This window comes from Streptomyces collinus (assembly GCF_031348265.1).
Classification (GTDB): domain Bacteria; phylum Actinomycetota; class Actinomycetes; order Streptomycetales; family Streptomycetaceae; genus Streptomyces; species Streptomyces collinus.
On sequence record NZ_CP133771.1, the window covers coordinates 5,130,370 to 5,156,929 of the forward strand.

Here is a 26,560-nt window from a genome sequence, read left to right on the forward strand (position 1 = left end):
TACGGTTGGGACGTCTTCGTAGAAAGGTGTGGGCATGGATCTCGGGCTCAAGCGCGAGCTGGAGGAGAAGGTCAGGGCGGGCGTCCGTCTGACCCGTGAGGACGGCATCGCGCTGTACGAGTCGGACGACCTGGCCTGGCTCGGCGGCCTGGCGCACGAGGTGCGCACCCGCAAGAACGGCGACGTCGTGCACTTCAACGTCAACCGTCACCTCAACATGACGAACGTGTGCACGGCCTCCTGCGCGTACTGCTCCTTCCAGCGCAAGCCGGGGGAGAAGGACGCCTACACGATGCGCATCGAGGAGGCCGTCAAGCTCGCCAAGGCGATGGAGTCGGAGAACCTCACCGAGCTGCACATCGTCAACGGGCTGCACCCGAACCTGCCGTGGCGGTACTACCCGCGGTCGCTGCGCGAGCTGAAGGCGGCGCTGCCGGACGTCTCGCTGAAGGCGTTCACGGCCACGGAGATCCACCACTTCGAGACCATCTCGGGGATGAGCGCGTCGGAGATCCTCGACGAGCTGATCGACGCCGGCCTTGAGTCCCTCACCGGCGGTGGCGCCGAGATCTTCGACTGGGAGGTCCGGCAGCACATCGTGGACCACCGGACCCACTGGGAGGACTGGTCCCGGATCCACCGGCTCGCGCACGAGAAGGGTCTGAAGACCCCGTGCACGATGCTGTACGGGCACATCGAGGAGCCGCGTCACCGGGTGGACCACGTGCTGCGGCTGCGTGAGCTGCAGGACGAGACGGGCGGCTTCCAGGTCTTCATTCCGCTGCGGTACCAGCACGACTTCGTCGACATGCAGGACGGCAAGGTGCGCAATCGCCTCCAGGCACGGACGCAGATGGCGACGGGGGCCGAGGCGCTGAAGACCTTCGCCGTGTCGCGGCTGCTGTTCGACAACGTGCCGCACGTGAAGGTGTTCTGGGTGATGCACGGGGTGCAGACGGCTCAACTCGCGCTTCAGCACGGGGCGGACGACATGGACGGGTCGGTCGTCGAGTACAAGATCACTCATGACGCGGACAACTACGGGACGCCGAACAAGCTGACGCGTGAGGATCTGCTCGATCTCATTCGGGATGCCGGGTTCCGGCCGGTGGAGCGGAACACGCGGTACGAGATCATTCGGGAGTATGAGGGGCCTGACCCCTTGCTTCGCGAGGCGCCGCAGCCTATGCGGGTGTGATTGCGGCTTTCGCTGTGTGGGGGTTGTTCGCGCAGTTCTCCGCGCCCCTGACGGGGGTACCCGGAGGGCATGGTCAGGACCGAGGCGCCTGAGGACGCCTACACCGCCGAACCGTTCCTTCCCGGTCGCGGCGGGCTTGTCGCCCTGCGGCGGGCCGCCGCCGACTGTCGGGGTTGTCCCCTGCACCGGGACGCCACCCAGACCGTGTTCGGGGCCGGGGACCAGGACGCCCGGGTCATGCTCGTCGGGGAACAGCCCGGGGATCAGGAGGACCGGCAGGGGAAGCCGTTCGTCGGGCCTGCCGGGAAGCTGCTGGACCGGGCCCTGGGGGAGGCCGGCATCGATCCCTCCGAGGCCTACGTCACCAACGCCGTGAAGCACTTCAAGTTCACGCAGGCCGAGCCCCGCAAGCGGCGGATCCACAAGGCTCCGAACCTGCGGGAGATGACCGCGTGCGGGCCCTGGCTGGCCGCGGAGCTCGCGGTCGTGGAGCCGGAGCTGATCGTCGTGCTGGGGGCCACCGCCGGGAAGGCGCTGCTCGGGTCCTCGTTCCGGGTCACGCAGGTGCGCGGGACGGTGCTGGAGGAGGAGATCCACGGGCGGCCGGAGCGGCTGGTGCCGACCGTGCACCCCTCCTCGGTGCTGCGGTCGGACGACCGGGAGGCGGCGTACCGGGGGCTGGTGTCGGACCTGAAGGTGGCGGCCGACGCCCTGTCGTAATAGCTACAATTCCGACATGCCCCTTACCCTCACGCTCGAACCCGCCGTCACCCCCGCGCTGCGTGACGGCCTGCTCGATCTGTGGACCGATGTCTCCAACGCCGGAGGGGCCGTCGGGTACGTGCCGCCGGTGACGCGGGAGGAGATCCGCCCCGCGCTGGTGCAGCACTTCGCGGCGATGGCGGACGGCCGGGTCAAGCTGCTCGCCGGGCACGACGAGGAGGGGCGGGTCGCGGCGACCGCCTTCCTGACCTTCAACACGCACCACCTGATGACGCACTGGCTGTGGCTGTACACGGTGATGGTGCACCCGAGGCACCAGGGCAAGGGCTGGGGGCGGGACCTGCTGCGCACCGCCGCGGACACGGCCCGGGCGATGGACGGGATCGAGGCGATCCGGCTGACCTGCCGGGGCGGTCTCGGCCTTGAGCGGTTCTACGAGGCCTGCGGCTACAAGGAGGTCGGGCGGGTCCCCGGGGCGATCCGGGTGGCGCCGGGAGACGACCGCGAGGACGTCATCATGCTGCTGCCCCTCGTCTGACCCCCCTGCAAGATCGGCCGCTCGGCGTGCTTCACTGGACGGTGCCCCTTTGGGTGTGTTCCGACCGTTCGAACCGGAAGAGTGGATTGAGATGCTCCGCTACACGCTGATGCGCCTCGGAATCTTCGTGGGCTGCCTCGTGGTCGTCTGGGGCGCTGTCTACTCCGGCATCGCCCCGCGCGGGCTCGGCAACAGCAACGGGCTGTGGATCGTGGCCCTCGCCCTGCTCATCTCCGCGCCGATCAGTCTGGTCGTGCTGCGCAAGGAGCGGGACCGGGCGTCGGTCCAGGTCGCGCAGCGGGTCGACCGGATGAAGGCCAACCTGGCCGCGAACCGCAGCCAGGAGGACGTGGCCGACGACACCGCGCGGGCCCAGGGGCAGGCCTCGTAAGGTCCCTCACACGCGTTCCGGCGCCCCGTTTCCGTACATGCTCGGAAACGGGGCGCTTTGCGTTGTATGGGTGTGTGTGCGTCGTCACCTGTCAAAGCCAGGCTTTGGGGTCCTCAAAGCTCAGGTGTTAAGGTCTTGGTATGAAGTCAGCAGTCGTGCCTCATTCGCCTCTGAGCGCTCCGCTCGTGGCGCGACTGCACGTGGATCTCTGTCGGTGCGCGTCCGCTTTCTGTCGTCCCTGACGTAACGCAACCCCCGTCGTTCCCCACGTCAGTTCCCCCCTCGCGTCCCCCAACGGAGTCAGTCCGTGTCCTCACGTCTGAAGTTCTTCAAGGTGCCCTTCTGGGCCCAGATACTCGCCGGTCTCGTCCTGGGTGTGTTCCTCGGCTGGATCGCCCGCGACCTGGACCTCTCCTGGCTGGTCACGACCCTGGAGAAGGTCGGCGACACCTTCATCGGCCTGCTGAAGCTGGCCGTCGCCCCGCTCGTCTTCTTCGCGATCCTGGTCTCGATCACCAACCTGCGGAAGGTCAACAACGCGGCCCGTCTGGCCTCGCGCACCCTCCTCTGGTTCATGATCACGTCGCTGATCGCGGTGAGCATCGGCCTGATCATCGGCCTGGTCACCAACCCGGGCGCCGGTACCGGCCTCACGCCCAAGGACGGCGCGAAGCCCGAGAGCACCGGTTCCTGGATCGACTTCCTGACCGGCATCGTCCCGACCGACGTCATCACGCCGTTCACCGACCTGAACGTGCTCCAGATCGTCTTCATGGCCGCCGTCGCCGGTATCGCCGCGCTCCAGCTCGGTGAGAAGGCCCAGCCGATCCTCACCCTGAGCGAGTCCGTCCTCAGCCTGCTCCAGAAGGCGCTGTGGTGGGTCATCCGGCTCGCCCCGCTCGGCACGATCGGCCTCATCGGCCACGCCATCGCCACCTACGGCTGGGACCTGATCGGCAAGTACGCGACGTTCACCGCCGACATCTACGTCGGCTGCCTCATCGTGATGTTCGGCGTCTACCCGACGCTGCTCGCGACCGTCGCCAAGGTCAACCCGGTCCAGTTCTTCAAGGGCGCCTGGCCCGCGATCCAGCTCGCGTTCGTCTCTCGCTCCTCCGTCGGCACCATGCCGCTGACGCAGAAGGTCACCGAGCGGCTCGGCGTGCCGAAGGAGTACGCCTCCTTCGCCGTGCCGTTCGGCGCCACGACCAAGATGGACGGCTGCGCCGCGATCTATCCGGCCATCGCCGCGATCTTCGTCGCCCAGATCTTCGACATCCAGCTGGGCGTCGGCGACTACCTGCTGATCGCGTTCGTCTCGGTGGTCGGCTCCGCCGCCACGGCCGGCCTCACCGGCGCGACGGTCATGCTGACCCTGACCCTCTCCACCCTCGGCCTGCCGATGGAGGGTGTGGGCCTGCTCCTCGCGATCGACCCGATCCTGGACATGATCCGCACCGCGACCAACGTCGCCGGACAGGCGCTGATCCCGGTGCTGGTCTCCGCCCGCGAGAACCTGCTCGACCGCGACGCGTACGCCACGGCCGACGGTTCCTCCCTGGACGAGCCGGTCGACGAGCCACGCGACAAGGCCGAGCCGGTCCCCGCGACCGCCTGACGGCCGTCCGGCATCGAGACCTGAACGGGCCCCCTGGGCGGCCCTTCCCCGGTTCACCGGGCGAGGGCCCTCCAGGGGGCCCGTACGCTAAGCGGTATGGGTGCCGTGAAGACCAAGCGGATGCCGCGTGCGGTCCGTGAACAGCAGATGCTGGACGCCGCCGTGCGGATCTTCGGCCAACGGGGCTACATGGCCGCGTCGATGGACGAGATCGCCGAACTGGCCGGTGTGTCGAAGCCGTTGGTGTACCTGTACCTCAACTCCAAGGAAGACCTCTTCACCGCCTGCATCCGCCGGGAGGCGGGGGCCCTCGTCGAGGCGGTGCGGGCCGGGGTCCGCCGCGACCTGCCGGCCGACCGGCAACTCTGGGAGGGCCTCGGCGCCTTCTTCGCGCACACCGGCGAGAACCCGGACGCGTGGTCGGTCCTGCACCTCCAGGCCCGTACCCACGGCGAGCCGTTCGCCGCCGAGGTCACCGCGATGCGCGAGGAGATCGTCGCGTTCGTGACCCAGCTGATCCTCGCCGGGGCCCGTGAGGCCCACCGCGATCCCGACCTGCCGGAGCGCGAGGTCGCCGGGCTGGCCGAGGCCCTCGTCGGCGCCGCCGAGTCGCTCGCGGCCTGGGCCAACGCCACCCCCGGCGTCACCGCCCGGCAGGCCGCGGCCACCCTGATGAACTTCGCCTGGGCGGGACTCGGCGACCTCATGGCGGGGCGGCCCTGGGCGCCCCGGGAGGAGCCGCCGGGCCCTCACGTCGGATAGACGTCCCCCGTCACGTGGATCCGGTCCTCGGGGCCGCGCAGTTCGAACCGGCCGTCCCGCGCCGCGTACGTCACCGTCCCGGGCAGCAGGACCGGTGCCCGGAACTCCGCGCGCAGATGGCAGTGCTGGGGGACGCCGTGCGCGGCGAGGCAGCGGGCCACGGTCCACATGCCGTGCGCGATGGCCCTGGGGAATCCGAACAGGCGGGCCGTGAGCGGGTGCAGATGGATCGGGTTGCGGTCCCCGGAGGCGGCGCCGTAGCGGCGCCCGACATCCCCGGCGAGCCGCCACTCGTCGACCGGGGGCAGCGGTTTGCGCGCCTCCGGCTCCCGGGGCACCGCGGTCGGCCGGTCCGTGCGGTGCCGGGCCAGGTACGTGCTCCTCGACTCCCAGACGACGGCACCGCCGCGACGCACCTCGGTGACGACCGTGGCCTCCGTGCCGCGCCGGTGCGGGACCAGACCCTCGACGTGGACGGAGAGTTCGTGGCTGCCGCCGGGCGGCATCCGCTCGTGCCGGGTCACGGTGATCGATGTGTGGACGAGGCCGAGCAGCGGCAGCGGGAAGTCCCGGCCGCTCATCAGCCGCATGGCCAGGGGGAACCCGAGCACATGCGGATACGTCACCGGCAGCGCGTCCTCCCCGACGGGGAACCCGCAGACCCGCTCGTAGGCCGCGAGCCGCGCGAGGTCCACGCGCAGGTCCGGCAGGACGAGCCGGGTGCGGGGGAACTCCGCGTCGGAACGGGGGCGTTTGAAGGGGGAGAGCAGAGCGCCGCGGGCCAGGAGCGGGGCGAGGGCGGGGGGCCCGGTGAGGACGAGGGCGTCGGGGCCGGCCATCACGCCCCCAGCAGGCTCTGGCCGCAGACACGGACGACCTGGCCGTTGACCGCGCCCGAGGCCGGGTGGGCCAGCCAGGCGGTGGTCTCGGCGACATCGACCGGGAGACCGCCCTGCGCGAGGGAGTTCATCCGGCGGCCCGCCTCGCGGATGAACAGCGGGACGGCGGCCGTCATCTTCGTCTCGATGAAGCCCGGCGCGACCGCGTTGACCGTCACGCCGTGCTCTTCGAGCGCGCGCGGCGCCAGGGAGCGGACCAGGCCGACGACGCCCGCCTTGCTCGCCCCGTAGTTGGTCTGACCGGCGTTGCCGGCGAGCCCCGCGATCGAGGCGGTGGCGACGATCCGGCCGCCGCGCTTCAGCGTCCCGTCCTTGAGCAGGGCGTCCGTGGTGCGCAGCACGCTCGCCAGGTTCACTTCGAGGACGGAGATCCAGCGTTCGGACGGCATGTTCACCAGGCGCCGGTCGCGGGTGATGCCCGCGTTGTGGATCAGCAGGTCCAGGCCGTCGGGCAGGGCCTCGGCGATCCGCGCGCCCGCGTCGGCGGACGTCATGTCGAGCAGCAGCGCGGTGCCCCCGAGCCGCTCGGCGACCCGCCGGGCGTCCTGTCCGGCCTGCGGCACGTCGAGGACGACGACCCGGGCACCGTCCCGCGCGAGGGTCTCGGCGACCGCCTCGCCGATGCCCCGGGCGGCGCCGGTGACGAGGGCGGTGCGGCCGGTCAGGGGGCGGTCCGCGTCGGGCGGAGCCGTCTCCTGCGGGGCTCCCACCTCGATCACCTGCCCGCTGACGTACGCCGACTTCGGCGACAGCAGGAAGCGCAGCGTGGACTCCGCGGCGCCCGCGTCCGTGAGCCGGACCAGGTTCACCGTCCTGCCCCGGCCGATCTCCTTGCCGAGGGAGCGGGTGAACCCCTCCAGGGCCTGCTGGGCCGCGGCCTGGTGGTGGTCGGCCGGGTCGAGGGGCGCGCCGAGCACCACCACGCGCCCGCTCGGAGCGACCGACCGTACGACGGGATGCAGGGCGGCATGCACCTCGGCCAGGGCCTCCACGTCCCGCACCCCGGTCGCGTCCAGGACGACGGCCGCCGCACGGCCGGAGCCGGCCGGGCCGATCCCCGTACGGGCCAGGACCGGCGCCGGGCCGAGGGCGGACCGGCCCGCGGTGAGGTGCAGCAGGCCGCCGTCCAGGGCGGGCCGCTCCGGGGACCAGCGGGTCAGCGCCGCGGGCTGCGGCAGCCCCAGCCGGCGGGTGAGGAAGCGGCCGGGCGCGGTACCGGTGAAGCGCAGATAGCGGTCGGCCATGACGACTCCCAGTTCCCGACGACGGTTCGCCGAAGAGGCTCGCTGAAGCCCCACTCGTGCTTACTCTGGAGTAAGGTTACCGGAGGTAAGGCTACGTCACGGACGAGGAGCAGGTCGAGATGGGCTGGTCGAAATGAGCTGGTCGAGATGAGTTCCCAGCAGCTGTCGCCGTCGGTGCGGCGCGTCGCGGTCGTCGGCGGAGCACGCATCCCCTTCGCCCGCTCCGACGGCCCCTACGCCACCGCTTCCAACCAGCAGATGCTCACCGCCGCCCTCGACGGCCTGGTCGAGCGGTACGGGCTCCAGGGGCCGGGCGCGGTCGGCGAGTTCGTCGCCGGGGCCGTGCTCAAGCACGCCCGCGACTTCAACCTCGCCCGCGAGACCCTCCTCGGCTCGGGACTCCACCCGAGCACCCCCGCCTACGACATCCAGCAGGCCTGCGGCACCGGCCTCCAGGCCGTCATCGCCGCCGCCAACAAGATCGCCCTCGGCCAGATCGACTCGGCCGTCGCGGGCGGCGCCGACACCGCCAGCGACGCACCCCTCGGCGTCAACGACTCCCTGCGCCGCATCCTCCTGGAGGTCCGCCGGGCGAAGTCGCCGGGCGCCCGCCTCAAGGCCCTCGCGAAGGTGCGCCCGGGCCACCTCGTCCCCGACATCCCGCGCAACGCCGAGCCGCGCACCGGCCTGTCCATGGGCGAACACGCAGCCGTCACCGCCCGCGCCCGGGGCATCCCCCGCGACGCGCAGGACCAGCTCGCCGCCACCAGTCACCAGCGGCTGGCGGCGGCGTACGAACGCGGCTTCTTCCAGGACCTGGTGGTCCCCTTCCGCGGCCTGGCCCGCGACCAGAACCTGCGCCCCGGCTCGACCGTGGAGAAACTCGCCTCCCTGAAGCCGGTGTTCGGGCTCGCCCACCCCGACCCGACCATGACGGCCGGGAACTCCACCCCGTTGACGGACGGTGCCGCCACCGTCCTGCTGGCGAGCGAGGAGTGGGCCCGCGAGCGGGGCCTGGAGCCGCTGGCGTACCTCACCGCGTACGAGACGGCCGCCGTCGACTTCGTGGGCGGCGACGTGGCCGGCGGCGAGGACGGACTGCTCATGGCGCCCGCGTACGCCGTCCCGCGCATGCTGGAACGGGCCGGCCTCGGCCTGGACGACTTCGACCTCGTCGAGATCCACGAGGCGTTCGCCTCCCAGGTGCTGGCGACGCTCGCCGCCTGGGAGAAGCGGGGCCTCGGCGCAGTCGACCGCGCCCGGCTGAACGTCGCCGGCTCCTCCCTCGCGACCGGCCACCCCTTCGCCGCCACCGGGGCCCGGATCGTCGCCACCCTGGCCAAGCTCCTCGCCGAACGGGACGCCCCCGCCCGCGGCCTGATCTCCGTCTGCGCGGCGGGCGGACAGGGGGTGACGGCGATCCTGGAACGCGCCTGAGAGCAACGGCCGTGCGGAACCTGAAGGACCCTCACGTAACCCCCGAGATTGCACACGCCCGGCTCCGGACCATTCCCGAATTCGCACAAACCCGCCACGTGAGCGCCGTACGATCCCGTTCCTACCGTCAGTAACCCCTTACGGACCTCTCAGGGGGGATTGAGCCGGTTGAGCGCCTCGGCGTGCGAGGCACGTACGTCATGCAGCAAGCAGTCCTTCGCTGCACGCCCCAGGAGCCGCCCGTGTCCACTGCGTATCCCTCCTCCGCCTACGGCGACGCGTACGGAGGGCCGGTCCTGGTCCAGCCCGAGGTGCGGCGGATGGACGGGGCGGTACGGGAAGCCTCCGTACCGCCGCTGGCCCCGCCGTGGGCGCACGGGTCGCTCGCCGACCTGCCCTTCGACAACGCGAACGCGCATCCCGATGCCGTGGTGCTCAGCCGCAAGGACGCCGACGGCCGCTGGAACGACGTCACGGCGACCCAGTTCGCCGACCAGGTCAGGGCCGTGGCCAAGGGCCTGGTCGCCGAGGGCCTGATGCCCGGCGACCGGGTCGCCGTGATGGCCCGCACGATCTACGAGTGGACGGTCCTGGACTTCGCCGCCTGGGCGGCCGGACTCGTCACCGTCCCCGTCTACCCCACCTCCTCCGTCTTCCAGGCCCGCTGGATCCTCCAGGACTCCGGCGCGGTCGCCCTGGTCACCGAGAACGCCGCGCAGGCCGCCGCCCTCGGCCCCGAGCGCGAACGCCTGCCCGACCTCAAGCACCTGTGGGTCGTCGAGAAGGGCCACGTCGACCGGCTCGCGGAAACCGGCGCGCACCTGCCCGACCAGGAAGTCGAGGTGCGGCGCGGCATGCTCGGCCCCGACACCCTCGCCACCCTCGTCTACACCTCGGGCACCACCGGCCGCCCCAAGGGCTGCGCCCTCACCCACGGCAACTTCTTCGCCGAGGTGGACAACGCCATCGAGCTGCTCTACCCCGTCTTCCGGGCGAAGACCAGCGAAGAGGCCTCGGTCCTGCTGTTCCTGCCGATGTCCCACGTCTTCGGCCGCATGGTGGCGATCGCCTGCATCCGGGCCCGCGTCCGGCTGGGCCACGCCCCCAGCATCAAGGCCGACCGGCTGCTCCCGGACCTGGCCAGCTTCCGGCCGACCTGCCTGCTCGCCATCCCGTACATGCTGGAGAAGGTCTTCAACTCGGCCCGAGCCAAGGCCGAGGCGGGCGGCCGGGTCTCCTCGTTCGACCGCGCGGCGGCGGTGGCGCAGCGCTACGGAGAGGCCCTGGAGGCCCAGCAGACGGGCACCGGCCCCGGCCCCTCCCGCGCCCTCAAGACCGCCCGGGCCTTCTACGACCCCCTGGTCTACCGCCGCATCCGCAACGCCATGGGCGGCAGGGTCCGCTACGCCATCTGCGGCGGGTCCCCGCTCGGCAGCCGCCTGGCAGCCTTCTACGCCGGTGCCGGCATCGAGATCTTCGAGGGCTACGGCCTGACCGAGACCACCGGCGCGAGCACCGTCACCCCGCCCCTGAAACCCCGCCTCGGCACCGTCGGCTGGCCGCTGCCCGGCACCCGCGTCCGTATCGCCGCCGACGGCGAGATCCTCGTCGGCGGCGACCACGTGCTGCGCGGCTACTGGGACCCGCAGGCCGGCGGCGTCGTCCCCGCCGCCCCCGACGGCTGGCTCGCCACCGGCGACCTCGGCGAACTGGACGACGAGGGCTACCTGACGATCACCGGCCGCAAGAAGGAGATGCTCATCACCGCCGGCGGCAAGTCCGTCGCCCCGGCCCCGCTGGAGAACTGGCTGCGCTCACACCCGCTGATCTCCCAGTGCCTCGTCCTGGGCGACGGCCGCCCCTTCGTCTCGGCGCTGATCACCCTCGACCCGGACGGCATCACGCACTGGCGCCAGATGAACGGCAAACACCCCGTCCCCGCCACGCTCCTGGTCGACGACGAGGAACTGCGCGCCGTCCTCCAGCGTGCTGTCGACGAGGCCAACAAGATGGTCTCCCGCCCGGAGTCCATCCGCCGCTTCGTCATCCTCCCCGAGGACTTCACCGAGGAGGCGGGCCACCTGACCCCGTCGATGAAGCTCCGCCGGGAGGCCGTGCTGCGCGCGTTCGCGACGGAAGTGGAGGGCCTGTACACGCGGTGAGGCACCTTTGCGATCTCTTCACACGTGCTTATTGACGACGCACGGCGTCTGCCCGTTGGCTTTCGACCACCTCGTCACGATGCTCCCCCCATCGGAAGGCACCACCAGTGATAGCGCGCAACACCCGTCAGGCCGCCGTGCGGCACGTCTCCATGGCCCTGGCGGTCTCCGTATCGGCCCTGTCCCTCGCAGCCTGCGGCGACGGCGGGAGTGACGACACCGCCGCGAAGAAGGGCAACGACATCACGGTGGGCCTGCTGCTGCCCGACCGGGACACGGCACGCTTCGAGAAGTTCGACTACCCGCTGATCAAGGAGGAGGTCGCGTCCCTCACGGAGGACAAGGGCAAGGTCCGCTACGCCAACGCCGAGGCCAGCGTCACCAGACAGAGCGAGCAGTTCCAGAAGATGATCGCCGACAAGGTCGACGTCATCCTCGTCGACGCACTGAACTCCAAGGCCATCGCCACGGACGTGCAGAAGGCCAAGGACGCCGGCATCCCGGTGATCGCCTACGACCGGCTCGCCGAGGGCCCGATCGACGCCTACGTCTCCCACGACAATGAACTCGTCGGACAGGTGCAGGGCCGCGCCATCGTCGGGGAACTCGGCGACAAGGCCGGGAAGAGCAAGGTCGTCATGATGAACGGCGACCCCGGCGACCCGAACACGGCACGGTTCAAGGACGGCGCGCTGAGCGAGCTCCGAGGCCAGGTGAACATCGTCAAGGAGTACGACACCAAGGAGTGGAAGCCCGCGATCGCCAAGGAGCACATGAAGGAGGCGATCCGGTCGGTCGGGCTGAGCAACATCGCCGCTGTTTACTCGGCCAACGACGGCATGGCCGGCGCCGTCATCGAGGCGATGCAGGAGGCCGGAGCCGCGAAGATGCCGCCGGTGACCGGGCAGGACGCCAACCTCGACGCGGTGCAGCGGGTCGTGTCCGGCGAGCAGTACATGACGGTGTACAAGTCCTTCCTGCTGGAGGCGACCAACGCCGCGAAGATCGCGGTGGCCAAGGTGCAGGGCCGCTCGATCGAGTTCGCCGCGCTGACCCGGGAGACGGTCGACAGCCCCACGCAGAAGAACATCCCGGCGATGCTGGTGCCGGTGGTCGCCCTCACCAAGGACAACATCAAGGAGACGGTGATCACGGACGGCGTGTACACCGTCAAGGACATCTGCACCTCCAAGTACAGGGCGGACTGCGCGGCCATCGGCCTCGACTGACGGCGGGTGCGCCGGGGCGGGCCGTGGCGCGCGCCCCCTTCGCTTGTCGACGCGGCGATGCCGGGCGGGCTGCGTGGGGTGTCGGCGGGTTCGGGCGGGCTGCGTGGGGCTTCGGGCTCGGGTCGCGGGGTGGGCTTCGGGCTCGGGCGGGCTGCGTGGGCTTCGGGCTCGGCGGGCTGCGTGGGGTGTCGGCGGGTTCGGGCGGGCTGCGTGGGGCTTCGGGCTCGGGTCGCGGGGTGGGCTTCGGGCTCGGGCGGGCCGCGTGGGCTTCGGGCTCGGGCCGGACGCGTGGGGTGTCGTCGGGCTCGGGTCGCGTGGTGGGGGCCGCACGGGTCTTGACTTCGCGAGGCCCCCGCGCGACATTCCCACCCCTTACGCGTTCTCGTCGGGCTGGAGCGGCCATGACCACTCGCACGGACACCGCAGGAACTGCCGAAGGCCCGTCCCGAAGACGCCTGCTGGCCGGGGCCGCCGGGGCCGCCGGTGCTGGTCTCGCGGTCGCCGCGGGCGTTCAACAGAGCGCCCGGGCAGCCGACTTACCGCCGCTCGGCACCTACGACGTCGTCGTCATCGGCTCCGGCGCCGCGGGCATGACCGCCGCGCTGACCGCCGCCCGCCAGGGCCTGAGCTGTGTGGTCGTGGAGAAGGCACCCACCTTCGGCGGTTCGGCCGCCCGATCCGGCGCCGGGATCTGGATCCCCAACAACTCCGTGATCCTCGCGGCCGGCGTCCCGGACACCCCCGCGAAGGCCGCCGCCTACCTCGCCGCCGTCGTCGGCCCGGAGATCCCCGCCGACCGGCAGCGTGCCTTCCTCGCCCACGGCCCGGCGACGATCTCCTTCGTCATGGCGCACAGCCCGCTCCGGTTCCGCTGGATGGAGGGCTACAGCGACTACTACCCCGAGCTGCCCGGCGGTCTGCCGAACGGCCGCTCCATCGAGCCGGACCAGCTCGACGGCAATGTCCTGGGGCCCGAGCTGGCGCACCTGAACCCGCCGTACATGGACGTACCCGCCGGCATGGTCGTCTTCAGCGCCGACTACAAGTGGGTCGCCCTGGCCGCCGTGAACGCCCGGGGCGCGGCCGTCGCCGCCCTGTGCCTCGCCCGCGGCGCCAAGGCGGCGACGCTCGGCCAGAAGCCCCTGACGATGGGCCAGGCGCTGGCGGCGGGCCTGCGCGCGGGCCTGCGCTCGGCCGGGGTCCCCGTCTGGCTGAACACACCCCTGACGGACCTGCACGTCGAGAACGGCACGGTCACGGGAGCCGTCGTCACCCGCGACGGCGCTCCCGGCCTGGTCCGCGCCCGCCGGGGCGTGATCGTCGGCTCCGGCGGCTTCGAACACAACGCCGCGATGCGGGAACGCTTCCAGCGGCAGCCCATCGGCACGGAGTGGACCGTCGGGGCGAAGGAGAACACCGGCGACGGCATCCGGGCGGGGGAGCGACTGGGCGCGGCGCTCGACCTGATGGAGGACGCGTGGTGGGGCCCGGCCATCCCCGTCCCCGGCCGGCCCTACTTCTGCCTCGCCGAACGCACCCTGCCCGGCGGGCTGCTGGTCAACGGCTCGGGCCGCCGCTTCGTCAACGAGGCCGCGCCCTACAGCGACGTCGTGCACACCATGTACGACGTCCACGACACCGACCCGGCCATCCCGTGCTGGCTGATCACCGACCAGAACTACCGCAACCGGTACCTCTTCAAGGACGTCCTGCCGGCGCTGCCCTTCCCCGACTCCTGGTACGACTCCGGGGCTGCGCACAAGGAGTGGACGCTGGACGCGCTGGCGGCCTCCATCGGCGTCCCCGCGGCGGCCCTGCGCACCAGCGTGAACCGCTTCAACGCCCAGGCGCGACAGGGCGAGGACCCCGACTTCCACCGCGGCGACAGCGCCTACGACCACTACTACACCGACCCGTCCGTCCTCCCCAACTCCTGCCTGGCACCGCTCTGGCTCCCCCCGTACCACGCCTTCCGCATCGTCCCCGGCGACCTCGGCACGAAGGGCGGCCTCCGCACGGACGCCCGGGCCCGGGTACTGCGCGAGGACGGCTCGGTCATCCCCGGCCTCTACGCGGCGGGAAACGCCAGTGCGGCGGTGATGGGCCACAGCTACGCGGGCGCGGGCTCGACGATCGGCCCGGCGATGACGTTCGGGTACATCGCGGCGCGGGACATCGCGGGGGTGCTGTAGCGGGTCGGAGCAGGGCCGGGGGCGTGTTCAGAGGGGGTCGTCCGAGCGTGAGCCGGTCGTGGTGCGCCTGGGGGCATCCGCGGCCGGTCACGGAGCCACCCGGGGCGTCGCGTGTGGGGCTGCGGCGATGCCCCGGGCGGTTCAGTCCCCGGGCTTGCGGGCCACGAGGCTCGCCTGGGCGACCGGCTCGCCCCGCGCCTCGTCGGGCTCTCGTACGGTCGTGGCGCGGACGGTGAAGCCGGCGCCGCTCAGCAGGGCGGCGATGCGCTCCGGACGGCCCCGGCGGAAGGTCAGGGACACATCGTGTCCGAAGGCCTCCTCGTAGCGGCGGGGCTCGTCCCCGTACTGGAAGCCGAGGAGCAGATGCCCGCCGGGGCGCAGCACGCGGTGGAAACCGGCGAAGAGGGCGGGCAGGTGCTCCTCGGGGGTGTGGATGATCGAGTACCAGGACACGAGGCCGTCGAGCGAGGAGTCCGGCAGGTCGAGCTCCAGCATGGAACCCCGTACGAACCGCAGGCCCGGGTTCTCGCGGCGGGCGATCGCGAGCATCGACTCCGACAGGTCCAGGCCGAACACCGACAGCCCCTGGGACGCCAGGTACGCCGTCACCCGCCCGGGCCCGCACCCCAGGTCGGCGACCTCGCCCCCCTCGCCCACGAGCCCCGCGAAACCGTGGAGCACGCCCCGGTCCAGGGGCGTCCCCGGACGCAGATCGCTGAAGGCAGCGGCGTACTCCTCGGCCACGGTGTCGTAGAACACGCGGGTCTCGGTCACGAAGTCTGCGGTGTCGGTCATGGCCGTAGACCCTAGGGCGTGAGGGACCTGGCGCCGCCGTCAGGGGCGGCCCCGCCAGGCGCCGATACCCGCACCCGCACCGATCGCCGTCCCGAAACCGAGGCCCAGAGCCAGGCCCAGGGCGAGGTTGTCGAAGACGGTCATGCCGAGCACGATCCCTAAGGCCGTGCCGAGGGACAGGCCGACCGACAGGCCGACCGACAGGCTTGTGGTCAAGGCCTTGTCGGTGGGCGAGCCGCCGGCCTCCTCGCTGTTCTCCTGATCTTTCCCCATCCGCCCATCGTCCCACGGCCGGAATTCGCCGGGAATTCACCAGCCGACCGGGCCCGGAAAGGGCAGGAGCCCCGTCGCCTTACGGCGCGGGGCTCCTTGGGTACTACAAATCAGACCGGCGTGACGTTCTCAGCCTGCGGGCCCTTCGGGCCCTGCGTGACGTCGAAAGACACCTGCTGGTTCTCCTCGAGCGAGCGGAAGCCGCTCGCGTTGATCGCGGAGTAGTGGACGAAGACGTCGGGGCCGCCGCCCTCCTGGGCGATGAAACCAAAGCCCTTTTCGGCGTTGAACCACTTCACGGTTCCGGTAGCCATAAGCCCTCCTTGGGCTTCAAAAGGGTTGCCCTGCTCCAGAACCAGCAAGTGTGAAGAAGAATTCCGCACAAGTGCATATGTCTGTGAATGACGAGAGCCCGCGGTCACATGCTCCGCAGGCTCTGTACTGCAAGGGAAACCAAACTGCAACTTGCGACGAGCCTAGCACGCAGGCCCCGGAATGCAATAGGGGTCAAGATCACGTCACCCGAATGTTTGAACAACCCACGGCCGACTGGCGGAAGGGGCGCCAACGGCGGGCCACACCCCGGTGGCGGGGTCGCGCGCCGGTCCGTACGCCGTGAGGGCTAGCCTCACGATGTGGACAATCCTCGCACCCGGCCGCGCGTCGGCCACATCCAGTTCCTGAACTGCCTGCCCCTGTACTGGGGGCTCGCGAGAACAGGCACGCTCCTCGACTTCGAGCTCTCCAAGGACACCCCGGAGAAGCTCAGCGAGAAGCTGGTGCAGGGCGAACTCGACATCGGTCCGATCACCCTCGTCGAGTTCCTCCGGCACGCCGACGACCTGGTCGCCTTCCCCGACATCGCCGTCGGCTGCGACGGCCCGGTCATGTCCTGCGTGATCGTCTCCCAGGTCCCCCTGGACCGGCTGGACGGCGCCCGCGTCGCCCTCGGGTCGACCTCCCGCACCTCCGTCCGCCTCGCTCAGCTGCTCCTCGCCGAGCGCTTCGGCGTCCAGCCGGACTACTACACCTGCCCGCCCGACCTGAGCCTGATGATGCAGGAGGCCGACGCCGCCGTCCTCATCGGCGACGCCGCGCTGCGCGCCAACATGCTCGACGGGCCGCGCTTCGGCCTGGCCGTGCACGACCTGGGCGCGCTGTGGAAGGAGTGGACGGGCCTGCCGTTCGTCTTCGCGGTCTGGGCGGCCCGCCGCGACTACCTGGAGCGCGAGCCGGTCATCACGCGCCGGGTGCACGAGGCCTTCCTCGACTCCCGCAACCTCTCCCTGGAGGAGGTCGGCAAGGTCGCCGAGCAGGCCGCCCGCTGGGAGGCCTTCGACGAGGAGACCCTCGCCCGCTACTTCACGACCCTCGACTTCCGCTTCGGCGGCCCGCAGCTGGCGGCGGTCGCCGAGTTCGCCCGGCGGGTCGGCCCGACGACGGGCTTCCCGGCGGACGTGAAGGTGGACCTGCTCCAGCCGTGAGCCGGGCGGTGCTCCCGCACTACTCTGCTGGGGGAGTGCAGGCGTACCGGGACCGGAGCCGTCCCCGCCTGCCCACGGGGGAGGGGTGACGCCCATGCGGCCGCTCGACGTCGACGAACCCACCGTCGTGGGGCCCTACCGGCTGCTCGGCCGGCTGGGCTCCGGCGGCATGGGCCGGGTCTATCTGGGCCGCAGCGCCGGTGGCCGCACGGTCGCCGTGAAGATCGTGCATCCGCATTTCGCCCTGGACGAGGAGTTCCGGGCGCGTTTCCGGCGCGAGGTCGAGGCCGCGCGCCGGGTGGGCGGCGCCTGGACGGCGCCCGTCCTGGACGCGGACCCGGGGGCGCGGGTGCCATGGGTGGCGACGGCGTACGCCGCCGGCCCGTCCCTGTCGGCCGCGGTCGCCGACGGCGGTCCCTTGCCGGCCCACACCGTACGGGCGCTGGGGGCGGGGCTCGCCGAGGCGTTGGCGGCGGTGCACGAGCTGGGGCTGGTGCACCGGGACGTGAAGCCGTCGAACGTCCTGCTGACCCTCGACGGCCCGCTCCTCATCGACTTCGGCATCGCCCGGGCCACGGACGGCACGGCGTCCCTCACCTCCACCGGCGTGTCCATCGGCTCGCCCGGCTACATGTCGCCCGAGCAGATCCTCGGCAAGGCCGTCACGGGCGCCGCCGACGTCTTCTCGCTGGGCGCGGTCCTCGCGTACGCGGCGACCGGCCGGCCTCCCTTTCCCGGGGACTCCTCCGCCGCCCTGCTCTACAAGGTCGTCCACGAGGAGCCGGAACTCGGCCTGCTGGACGGGGAGCTGAGGGGCCTGACGGCGGAGTGCCTGACGAAGGACCCGGCGGCGCGGCCCGCCCCGGCTGAGCTGGCCCGCCGACTGGCCCCCGAGGGCGCGGCCCGGCTGGTGGCGGGCGGGTGGCTGCCGGGGGCGCTGGTGGAGCAGGTGAGCCGGAGTGCCGTGCACCTGCTGAACCTGGAGGTGACGGGAGCCGGGGCGGCGGGCGGGGCCGGGGCAGGGGCCGGGGGGCCTTCCGGGCCGGTTGGTTTCAGCAGCCCCTCGGTGGGCGGGCCGGAAGCGCCCGGGAGTGACGGGAGCGACGGTCTCGGGGTGTTCGGTCCGCCGCCGGTGATGCCATCGCCCGGGGTACTGCCGCCCGGGTCGATGCCGTCTGCGGTGACCTCTTCCGAGGCCGCCTCTTCCGGGGCGACCCCGCCCCCGGCGATGCCACTCCCGGCGATGCCACCCCCGACGATGGCCCCCACACCCCACGTCGCCGCCGTGCCCGAACCCCGGGACGGCGACCACCCGCAGGACACCGCCCCGGCCTCCGGGCCGCGCCCCGGCAGGGTCACCGTCTCCGTCGCTGCCACGTCCACGCCGGAGGGCGAGAGCGGCGGACGGGTGCGGAGGCTGAGCTGCTCCGTGGCGCTGGCGGTCGCCGGGGCGATGGCGGCCGTGACGATCGGGTCGGTGTTCGTGTTCGACCTGCTGCCGGACCGGGGCGGAGGCCAGGACGACGCGGACTCCTCCAGCGGTTCCGACTCGCCCCCGGCGGCCAGCGCGAGCTCCGCCCCCTCCGCCGGCGCGGTACCCGCCACGTACCTCGGCACCTGGGAGGGCCAGGGCATCGCCCTCGACGGCAGACTGCCCCTCGGCACGTTCCGCCTCACGGTCGAACGGACCGCCGTCGGCCAGGAACTGGGCAAGCTCCGCCAGACGGACCCGATCGGCGGCGTCTGCGTCGACGTACTCACCCTGAAGCAGGTGACGAAGACGGAACTCGTCGCCACGTCGGTCGGCGCGAAGACCAATCACAGCGGCTGCAACCCGGCGAAGACGACCGTCCACCTCAAGCCGGTGGGCGACGACCTCCGGTACCGGTCGGAGAGCCAGGAGTCGGGTCGGCCGGAGGCGCGGATGTCGAGGGTGGGGTAGGGGCCGCCCTGCGGCTGAGCCTGACGAGCAGGGTGATCAGCAGCGCGGCCGCCACGAGGGTGGAGACGAGGCCGACGACCCACAGCCATGGGTAGTGCACGTGCACCCAGCAGGGGCCGCCCTCGCTGTAACAGCCGGAGTCCCAGTTGCGGCGCCGTTTGGGCCGCACGGTCGTGGCGATCACCCCGGCGACCAGGTAGCAAGCGCCCAGCCCGGGCAGGGAGGCTGCCACCCAGGCCAGCGAACGCGCCCTGTTCTTCTTCCAGTCCATCCGGGTCAGTGGCGCCACCCAGGCGAAGAAGACCACCGGCACCAGGGCGCCGACCACGCCGGTGAAGGCGTACGCACCGCCGGGCCACGCCGGAGCGAAGTCACCCCACAGCTCGTGGCCCCAGTACATGTCCAACAGGACCAGCGGCATGATCAGGACGACGAAGCCGGGCAGCACCAGGCAACCGAACAGGCGCTCCCCGAACGTGGTCTTCACGCGGCGAAGGGACGGCGGACGCTCTGCCCTGTGCTCGTACCGCAAGGCAGATCCAGCCGCCTTTCTCCGCTTCGGCCTCGCCGAACTTCCGCTCATGGCCCCTAATTCTCACCCTGGTTGGGGTGCTCACTACTGTGTCTGCCAAAGCGAACACCATCACAGACGCATGACGCATGCCCCATCGGGCCATGCCGGGGAAGGCCCACCATGGAGACACTGCAGCCGGACGATCCTGCGGAGTTGGGCACGTACCGACTTCTGCGAAGACTCGGTGCCGGCGGCATGGGGCGGGTCTACCTCGCCCGTTCACCCGGTGGCCGTACCGTCGCGGTGAAGGTCGTACGTCCGGACCTGGCCGCGGACGGCGATTTCCGCGACCGCTTCCGGCACGAAGTCGAGACGGCCAAGGCGGTCTCCGGCCGCTTCACCGCCCCGGTCGTGGACGCCGACCCCGACGCGCCGCTGCCGTGGCTGGCGACGTCGTACGTGCTCGGCCCGGACCTCACGGACGTGGTCACCGCGCACGGTGCCCTGCCGGAGCACACCGTCCGGGCGCTGGCCGCCGGCCTCGCCGCAGCCCTCCAGGAGGTGCACGCCGCCGGACTGATCCACCGTGACATGAAGCCGTCGAACGTCCTGCTGGCGGCAGACGGTCCGCGCGTCATCGACTTCGGCATCGCGCGGGCGGTGGACGGAAGCCGTATGACGCAGACGGGCGTCGTGGTCGGGTCTCCCGGCTACATGTCACCGGAGCAGGCGCTGGGCGAGAACATCGGCACGGCGAGTGATGTCTTCTCGCTGGGCGCCGTCCTCGCGTTCGCCGCAACCGGTCGGGGCACGTTCGGCCAAGGCGCCGCCTCGCACGCCTCGTTGCTCTATCAGGTCGTGCACGGTGATCCCGACGTCGAGGGCGTACCGCAGCAACTGCTGGGCCTCGTCCGCGCCTGCCTCGCCAAGGACCCGGCGCATCGGCCGGTTCCGGCCGAAATCGTGGCGGCGCTCGCCCCGCAGGGGGTCGAAGGCGTCCTCAGTGACTGGCTGCCGTCGGCGGTGGCCTCGACGATCGCCACGCATGCGGCCGGCATCCTGGACCTGGAGGCGCCGCAGCGGCCTCAGCCCACGGGCGCCGCGTCCTTCGGGCCCGCGCCGACGATGACGGAGGGGGCACCGCAGTCACCGGGCATCCCCACCCCGGGCTACGGGTATCCGCAGGCCCCGGGATACGGCGGTGCCCCCGCGGCCGCCGCCCAGGGATCGCCGGCCCCCGGCTACGCCACACCGCCGGGCGGCCTTCCCGCTCCCGGGTACGGAACGCCCCCGCCGGGCCACGGCCCTCAAGGACACCCCGGTGCCCCGGGGCCGGCCTCCACTGTCGCCACCACCTCCCCTTCCCGCCGCCGTGTTCTCGGTCTCGCGCTCGGCGGTGCCGCCACCGTGACGCTGGCGGGCGGCGGCTCCGCCTGGTGGCTCAGCAGGAACGGCGACACCGCGGACGGGGCGACCGGTAAGAACGGCGCCGGTTCCGCCCGTCCCGCCGGGGAGAACTTCACCACCCCGCCGGCGGGAGTCGCCCCCCAACCCCTGTGGCACGAGACAGCGGCGGAAGACAGCACCACCACCGATGTACCCCTCCTCATTCATGACGGCCTGCTCTTGATCAGCGGCGACCCTCTGGTGGCGTATGACGTGAAGACCGGTGAAGCCCGCTGGTCGAAGCCCGATGTCTGCGCCCCCGGTTCCCCGCTCCTGTTCCACGACGGCAAGGTGTTCCTCGCCGACAGCGGCGTCGAGGGAGTCCTCGTCGCCCGGGACGTGAAGACCGGCAAGGAGGTGTGGCGCAGCCGACTCGGCAAGAAACTCGGCATCGAGAGCACCATCGCCATCGACGACAAGAACGTGTACGTCACGGCAACCGACTACGCACAGGCCCAGAGCGCCACCGACTACCGCACCGCCATCGCCGCGATCAGCCACAGCACCGGGAAGAAGGTGTGGTTGCAGCACCGCGACTGGGGCACGCGGGACTACGACGTCCAGGGCACCGTCTCCGGCAAGTACCTCGTCTACGCGGACTCCAACCACAACCTCACCGTGCGCGACACCGCAACCGGCGACCAGTTGTGGACGCAGAAGATCGGCGACGACTGGGCCTGGCAGCCCACGGTCGCGAACGGCCTCGTCTTCCTGCCCGGCGAGAAGCTGACAGCGGTCGACGCGGAGACCGGCCGTACCCGCTGGACGCTCTCCCCCGAGGGCCGCCGCGGCTTCAACAACCCGGCCGTCATCGACGGTGTGCTCTACGTCAGCGACTACGACCGCGGCATCTGGGCCGTCGACGTCAGGACGCAGCGGCGGATCTGGCTCTGCGAGGACCAGAACCGCGGCGGGGCGGGGACGTTCGTGAGGGCCGGCACGACGCTGTACTGCGCTGCCGGGCCTCTGTCAGGCGGCGTCATCGCCCTTGAGGCCAAGACCGGGGACGTGCGCTGGACATGGACCGATGACAAGGACTCCGGCGCCCCGTGGCAGATCGCGACGGCAGGAAACCGACTGTTGGTGACGAACGGACCGGAGATCTACGCGATGCCGGCGGTGTGACGCCGGGGCGCTGGGGCGCCATGCAGGGGACTGCCATAGTCTCCGTTAGCTGAAGTTAACGAACGTGGCCACAGGGGCCGACGGGGAGGACGACCATCATGCGGATGCTGGTCACGGTCGTACGCGAAGGCGGTGAGCCGGAGGACGTCGTCGTCACCGCCGACGACACCGCCACGGCTGGCGATGTCGCGGAGGTGTTGGCGCAGGCCGTCGGACAAGGCATCAACCCGCGGGGTGTCGGGTCGGAGAACGTCGTGGCCATGCCCGGGACCTCCCTGGCCTCGCTGCCCGGCTACGGAACGGCGGTCTCCGGGGCGCCGGTGCTGTGGGCGGACGGTGAGCTGTGCGACCCCGCGGCACCGGCGGCCGGCGCCCTGCGGGACGGCATGCGCGTCTCCGTCGACCCCTCGATAGGCCCGCTGCTGCGCAAGGGCGAGCCGGTCGGACAGTACGAACTGCGCGTGGCGGGCGGTCCCGGCGCGGGGCGGGTGGTCCGGCTGGGCGTCGGCGCGGCAACCGCCGGATCGGCGCCGACCTGTTCGCTCCCCTTGCCGGACGCCTCACTGCCGGCGGTCGCCCTCCGGCTGACCATCGACCTCCAGGGCAACGTCACCCTCACCCCGGAGACCGGCACCGGTGCCCGGCTGAACGATGACGCGGTGACGGCCGGGACTCCTTGGCCCCTGGGCGGCGTCGTACGCGTGGGTGACTCGCTGCTGGTCCTCGACCAGGTGGCCGAGCCGGATGCGCATCTGTCCCTGATGAGCGAAGGCGGCCTCGCCTACAACCGCCCCCCTCGGCTGTCGCCGCTGCGGCCTCGGCGGCGGCTGGCCGTGCCGGTGCCTCCCTCCAAGGGGGAACGGGCGCGTTTCCAGTTCATCATGGCCTTCATGCCCATGCTGTTCGGGCTGTCGATGTACTTCATCACCAAGCAGATCTACATGCTGCTGTTCTGCCTGATGAGCCCGCTCATGATGCTGGGCCAGTGGATCAGTGAGAACCGCGAGGGCAAGAAGAAGCACAAGACGTCCCTCAAGCAGTACAAGAAGGATCTCGCGGCCCACGAGTCCGAACTCGTCACCCTCGGCAAGGAAGAACAGCGCGCCCGCCGCGAGGACAACCCCGACCCGGCGGAGATCCTGCTCTTCGCGACCGGACCGCGCCGCCGTCTCTGGGAGCGCCGGCTCACCGACCCGGACGCGATGCAGCTGCGTATCGGCCTAGGAGCCCTGCCCTCCGACGTGGAACTCGTCTTCGCGCGTGGCGGTTCAGCGCACGACGAGGAGCCCCCGGAACCCCCGGTCCTGCCCGACGTCCCCGTCACCCTGCCCTTCGCCCGGCTCGGCGTGGTCGGCATCGCGGGAGACCGCGCCCGTGCCCTTGCCACCGCGCGCTGGCTGAGCGTGCAGGCCGCCGTGCTGCACAGCCCTCGGGACCTGTCACTGGTCTCCCTGGCCGCGACACCGGCCGCCGGCGCCGAGTGGCACTGGGCGCACTGGCTTCCGCACACCAACCCCGACGAGGGACAGGACTGCGTCGCCCTGGTCGGTTTCGACTCGGAGGGCATCAGCCGCCGGGTCAACGAACTGCTCAACGAACTGGCTCGACGCAAGGCGGCCCGCGAGCAGCACAACATGACGGGCCAGCTCTATCCGGACGCCAACGTGCTCCTGATCCTCGACGGAGCACGGCTGCTGCGCCGCGTCCCGGGCGTTCCCCAACTCCTCACCGAGGGACCGCAGTACGGCATCTTCGCCCTCTGTATCGACGAGGACGAGCGGCTGCTTCCCGAGGAGTGCAAAGCCGTCGTGGCCTGGTCACCGGACGCGGCCCACCATGTCCGGGTGCGCGGCTACGGCCTGGAGGCCGTCGGCGATGTGCTGGCCGACCAGGTTCCGTACGAATGGTGCGAACTCCTGGCCCGCTCCCTCGCCCCGGTCCGCGACGTCAGTCGCGACGACGCCGATTCCGCCCTGCCCACCTCGGCCCGGCTGCTGAACCTGCTGAACATGCCCAACCCGGCGGGTACCGAAGTGGAACGCATCTGGCGGGCAGGTGGATCGACCACGGCCGCACCCATCGGACTCGCCGCCGACGGCGCGTTCGTCCTGGACATCCGCCGTGACGGGCCGCACGCGCTGGTCGCCGGTACGACGGGTGCCGGTAAGTCCGAGCTGCTCCAGACGATCATCGCCTCGCTGGCGGTCGCCAACCGTCCCGACGCCCTGAACTACGTCCTCATCGACTACAAGGGCGGCAGCGCGTTCATGGACTGCGCCCGCCTGCCCCATACCGTCGGCATGGTCAGCGACCTCGACGCCCATCTGACCGAGCGGGCCCTCGCCTCACTCGCGGCCGAGCTGCATCGCCGGGAGCGCATCCTCTTCGATGCGGCGGCCAAGGACATCGAGGACTACAACGACACCCGCAAGCTCCGCCCCGAACTGGAGCCGATGCCCCGGCTCGTGCTCGTCATCGACGAGTTCGCGTCCTTGGTCGCCGAACTGCCCGACTTCATCGCGGGCTTGGTCGACATCGCGCGCCGGGGCCGCTCGCTCGGCGTGCACCTGATCCTCGCGACGCAGCGTCCCGCGGGTGTGGTGAGCGCCGACATCCGTGCCAACACCAACCTCCGCATCGCCCTGCGCGTCACCGACGCCTCCGAGTCGATGGACGTCATCGACGCACCGGACTCGGGCGCGATCGCCAAGTCGACTCCAGGGCGCATGTACGTGCGTTCCGGCGCCCAGTCCCTGGTCGGCGTGCAGTCGGCCCGTATCGGTGGCCGTCGCCCCGCCACGGGCCAGACGGGCCCGAAGGCCACGCTGATCCCGTTGCCGTGGAACGCCTATGCCCGCCCGTTGCCCAAGCGGGAGGAGGCCGAGGACGACGGCACGATGGTCACGGACCTGGCCGTCCTCGTCGACGCCGTACGCGAAGGCGCCGAGCGGATGGGCTTCGGCGAGCAGCGCAGCCCATGGCTGCCGCCGCTGGCGGAGTCCGTCACACTCGACGAACTGTCTGCCTACGGCGGTGCACCGGCCGCCCCGGACGGCGACGTGCCTCCGATCCCGTACGGCCTGGTCGACCTGCCGGCGAAGCAGAGCCGCGTGCCGGTGTCCCTGGACCTCGTGCACGGCGAGCACACACTGCTGCTCGGCGGCGCCCGCTCCGGTCGCTCGACGGCTCTTCGTACCCTGGCCGGCTCCCTGGCCCGGAACACCTCACCGCTCGATGTGCACGTCTATGGCATCGACTGCGGCTCCAACGCCCTTCTGCCGCTGGTGCGTCTGCCTCACGTGGGCGCTGTCGTGACCCGCGACGAGCCGGACCGAGCCCGTCGCCTGATCCAGCGCTTGCAGGTGGAGGTCGCCCGTCGACAGCAACTGCTCGCAATGGAGGGCGCGTCGAGTGCGGCGGAACAGCGCGCGAGTGCCGCTCCTGAAGAGCGCCTGCCCTGGATGGTGCTGCTGCTGGACAGCTGGGAGGGATTCGCCTCGACATTCGAGAACTACAACTACGGTCAGCTGCTGGAAGCGGCCCAGAGACTCTTCCGTGAGGGTTCGGCAGCGGGTCTGAAGGTCGTCATGACGGCCGACCGCAGCGGCCTCAGCGGTCACGTCTCCTCGGCCTTCGCCGACCGACTCGTCATGCGCTTCGCCGACCCGAACGACTACTCCACAGCAGGTCTCCAGGCCCGCGAGGTCCCGAAGAACATGCCACCCGGACGCGCCCTGCGGATCACCGACACCGGTGTGGACGAGACGCAGATCGGCCTACTGGCGCAGGATCCTGCCGGTCAGGCCCAGGTCCGTGCCCTCCGCGAGATCGCGGAAGAGGCGCGAACCCGCTACGGCCGCGTCCCGGCGGGCCGCCGTCCTCTGCGAGTCGATGCCCTTCCGTCGCGCATCACGGCGTCGGAGGCAATGGCTCTGGACCCGGACTTCGTCCCGCCGTCGCCTCTGTGGGCGCTGCTCGCCGTGGGCGGCGACGAGCTCCACCCCATCGGGATCGACCTGGAGGAGAACGGCCCCGGCTTCGTCATCGCGGGCCCGCCGAAGTCCGGCCGTTCCACGGCACTGCTGTGCGCTGCCGAGTCGCTTCTGCGAGCAGGTACGCCTCTGGTGGTTGTCACACCTCGCCGGTCTCCACTGCGGGACCTCGAGGGGCGAGAGGGCGTGCTGGGCATGCTCAACGCGGACAGCTCGGGCGACGACCTGGAGGAGATCCAGGACCAGCTCGACGGACGACCGTACGTTGTCGTGGTCGACGACGCCGAACTCCTCTACGACGCACCGCTGGACGAACCGCTGGAAGGGGTCATCCGCAAGGGAGCCGACGGCGGTGTGGGCCTGCTCGCCGCCGGCACGACGGACTCACTGTCCGGCCAGTACCGGGGCTTCGCGGTCGAGGCCCGCAAGTCCCGCAATGGCCTGCTGCTGACGCCGCAGAGCTCATCGGACGGAGAGCTGTTCGGCATCCGGCTGCCTGCGAACAGCGGGGGCGGGGCAGCGGGCAGCGGATTGTTCGTGGCCGGCGGGGCGTTTGTGCCGGTGCAGGCTGTGATGAACGCGTAAATCGCGAGGGG

The 26,560-nt window shown here is 71.4% G+C and carries 21 protein-coding genes; 15 read left to right on the forward strand and 6 right to left on the reverse strand.

The window, feature by feature from the left end; all coding sequences use genetic code 11:
* The first annotated feature begins 34 nt into the window (after window positions 1–34).
* The 7 genes from mqnE to RFN52_RS23395 all read left to right on the forward strand — a co-directional run bounded on the left by mqnE (window position 35) and on the right by RFN52_RS23395 (window position 5,230).
* Window positions 35–1,198, forward strand: coding sequence for an aminofutalosine synthase MqnE (gene mqnE, locus RFN52_RS23365; protein ID WP_053669557.1), 1,164 nt, complete (start codon window positions 35–37; stop codon window positions 1,196–1,198).
* 69 nt (window positions 1,199–1,267) lie between these two features.
* Window positions 1,268–1,918, forward strand: coding sequence for a UdgX family uracil-DNA binding protein (locus RFN52_RS23370; protein WP_184848741.1), 651 nt, complete (start codon window positions 1,268–1,270; stop codon window positions 1,916–1,918).
* Between the two features lie 16 nt (window positions 1,919–1,934).
* On the forward strand, window positions 1,935–2,459 hold the full coding sequence (locus RFN52_RS23375) for a GNAT family N-acetyltransferase (RefSeq protein WP_184848743.1): 525 nt from the start codon (window positions 1,935–1,937) through the stop codon (window positions 2,457–2,459).
* Window positions 2,460–2,550: 91 nt separating this feature from the next.
* On the forward strand, window positions 2,551–2,850 hold the full coding sequence (locus RFN52_RS23380; RefSeq protein ID WP_184848745.1) for a DUF4229 domain-containing protein: 300 nt from the start codon (window positions 2,551–2,553) through the stop codon (window positions 2,848–2,850).
* Between the two features lie 140 nt (window positions 2,851–2,990).
* Window positions 2,991–3,092, forward strand: a complete 102-nt coding sequence (locus RFN52_RS23385) for a putative leader peptide (protein WP_311241034.1) — start codon at window positions 2,991–2,993, stop codon at window positions 3,090–3,092.
* Window positions 3,093–3,157: 65 nt separating this feature from the next.
* Window positions 3,158–4,468 carry a dicarboxylate/amino acid:cation symporter gene (locus RFN52_RS23390; RefSeq protein WP_184848747.1) on the forward strand — a complete coding sequence of 437 codons (1,311 nt, stop codon included), beginning with the start codon at window positions 3,158–3,160 and terminating at the stop codon, window positions 4,466–4,468.
* Between the two features lie 96 nt (window positions 4,469–4,564).
* Window positions 4,565–5,230 carry a TetR/AcrR family transcriptional regulator gene (locus RFN52_RS23395; protein WP_184848749.1) on the forward strand — a complete coding sequence of 222 codons (666 nt, stop codon included), beginning with the start codon at window positions 4,565–4,567 and terminating at the stop codon, window positions 5,228–5,230.
* On the opposite strand, the gene RFN52_RS23400 is transcribed toward RFN52_RS23395, so the two are convergent.
* Together RFN52_RS23400 and RFN52_RS23405 are read right to left on the reverse strand one after the other, a co-directional pair.
* Window positions 5,218–6,069 (reverse strand): MaoC/PaaZ C-terminal domain-containing protein, encoded by an 852-nt coding sequence (locus tag RFN52_RS23400; RefSeq protein WP_184848751.1) that lies wholly within the window; start codon window positions 6,067–6,069, stop codon window positions 5,218–5,220. The two genes, RFN52_RS23395 and RFN52_RS23400, sit on opposite strands and share 13 nt — an antisense overlap.
* Window positions 6,069–7,373, reverse strand: coding sequence for a 3-oxoacyl-ACP reductase (locus tag RFN52_RS23405; RefSeq protein ID WP_184848753.1), 1,305 nt, complete (start codon window positions 7,371–7,373; stop codon window positions 6,069–6,071). The genes RFN52_RS23400 and RFN52_RS23405 overlap by 1 nt, the downstream gene beginning before the upstream one ends.
* 147 nt (window positions 7,374–7,520) lie before the next feature.
* Between RFN52_RS23405 and RFN52_RS23410 the strand changes: the two genes are divergently transcribed.
* The 4 genes from RFN52_RS23410 to kstD all read left to right on the forward strand — a co-directional run bounded on the left by RFN52_RS23410 (window position 7,521) and on the right by kstD (window position 14,393).
* A complete protein-coding gene (locus tag RFN52_RS23410) occupies window positions 7,521–8,810 on the forward strand; it encodes an acetyl-CoA C-acetyltransferase (protein WP_184848755.1) in 1,290 nt (429 codons plus the stop codon).
* 242 nt (window positions 8,811–9,052) lie between these two features.
* A complete protein-coding gene (locus RFN52_RS23415) occupies window positions 9,053–10,972 on the forward strand; it encodes an AMP-dependent synthetase/ligase (protein WP_184848757.1) in 1,920 nt (639 codons plus the stop codon).
* A gap of 152 nt (window positions 10,973–11,124) precedes the next feature.
* Complete coding sequence (locus RFN52_RS23420) at window positions 11,125–12,201, forward strand: sugar ABC transporter substrate-binding protein (RefSeq protein ID WP_184853997.1); 1,077 nt, start codon at window positions 11,125–11,127, stop codon at window positions 12,199–12,201.
* Window positions 12,202–12,602: 401 nt separating this feature from the next.
* A complete protein-coding gene (gene kstD, locus RFN52_RS23425; protein ID WP_184848759.1) occupies window positions 12,603–14,393 on the forward strand; it encodes a 3-oxosteroid 1-dehydrogenase in 1,791 nt (596 codons plus the stop codon).
* 141 nt (window positions 14,394–14,534) lie between these two features.
* Here kstD and RFN52_RS23430 read toward each other — a convergent pair whose 3' ends face one another.
* From RFN52_RS23430 to RFN52_RS23440, 3 genes are all read right to left on the reverse strand, one after another.
* Window positions 14,535–15,188 (reverse strand): class I SAM-dependent methyltransferase, encoded by a 654-nt coding sequence (locus RFN52_RS23430; RefSeq protein ID WP_184848761.1) that lies wholly within the window; start codon window positions 15,186–15,188, stop codon window positions 14,535–14,537.
* 39 nt (window positions 15,189–15,227) lie between these two features.
* Window positions 15,228–15,461: a glycine zipper domain-containing protein gene (locus RFN52_RS23435; protein WP_184848763.1), complete on the reverse strand. Its 234-nt coding sequence runs from the start codon at window positions 15,459–15,461 to the stop codon at window positions 15,228–15,230.
* A 110-nt stretch (window positions 15,462–15,571) separates the two neighbouring features.
* Window positions 15,572–15,775, reverse strand: coding sequence for a cold-shock protein (locus tag RFN52_RS23440; protein ID WP_003992177.1), 204 nt, complete (start codon window positions 15,773–15,775; stop codon window positions 15,572–15,574).
* 321 nt (window positions 15,776–16,096) lie between these two features.
* Here RFN52_RS23440 and RFN52_RS23445 point away from each other — a divergent pair, with 321 nt between their 5' ends.
* Both RFN52_RS23445 and RFN52_RS23450 read left to right on the forward strand, forming a co-directional pair.
* A complete protein-coding gene (locus RFN52_RS23445) occupies window positions 16,097–16,945 on the forward strand; it encodes a menaquinone biosynthetic enzyme MqnA/MqnD family protein (RefSeq protein WP_184848765.1) in 849 nt (282 codons plus the stop codon).
* 94 nt (window positions 16,946–17,039) lie between these two features.
* Window positions 17,040–18,887, forward strand: a complete 1,848-nt coding sequence (locus RFN52_RS23450; RefSeq protein WP_184848767.1) for a serine/threonine-protein kinase — start codon at window positions 17,040–17,042, stop codon at window positions 18,885–18,887.
* On the opposite strand, the gene RFN52_RS23455 is transcribed toward RFN52_RS23450, so the two are convergent.
* On the reverse strand, window positions 18,802–19,374 hold the full coding sequence (locus RFN52_RS23455) for a hypothetical protein (RefSeq protein ID WP_184848769.1): 573 nt from the start codon (window positions 19,372–19,374) through the stop codon (window positions 18,802–18,804). The genes RFN52_RS23450 and RFN52_RS23455 overlap by 86 nt on opposite strands.
* A 207-nt stretch (window positions 19,375–19,581) precedes the next feature.
* Here RFN52_RS23455 and RFN52_RS23460 point away from each other — a divergent pair, with 207 nt between their 5' ends.
* The gene (locus RFN52_RS23460) at window positions 19,582–21,972 is read left to right on the forward strand and encodes a serine/threonine-protein kinase (protein ID WP_184848771.1); all 2,391 of its coding nucleotides are present in this window, start codon (window positions 19,582–19,584) and stop codon (window positions 21,970–21,972) included.
* A gap of 98 nt (window positions 21,973–22,070) precedes the next feature.
* Entirely contained in the window at window positions 22,071–26,549 is a 4,479-nt protein-coding gene (locus RFN52_RS23465) for a type VII secretion EssC family protein (protein WP_184848773.1), read from the forward strand.
* The last annotated feature ends 11 nt before the right edge of the window (window positions 26,550–26,560 follow it).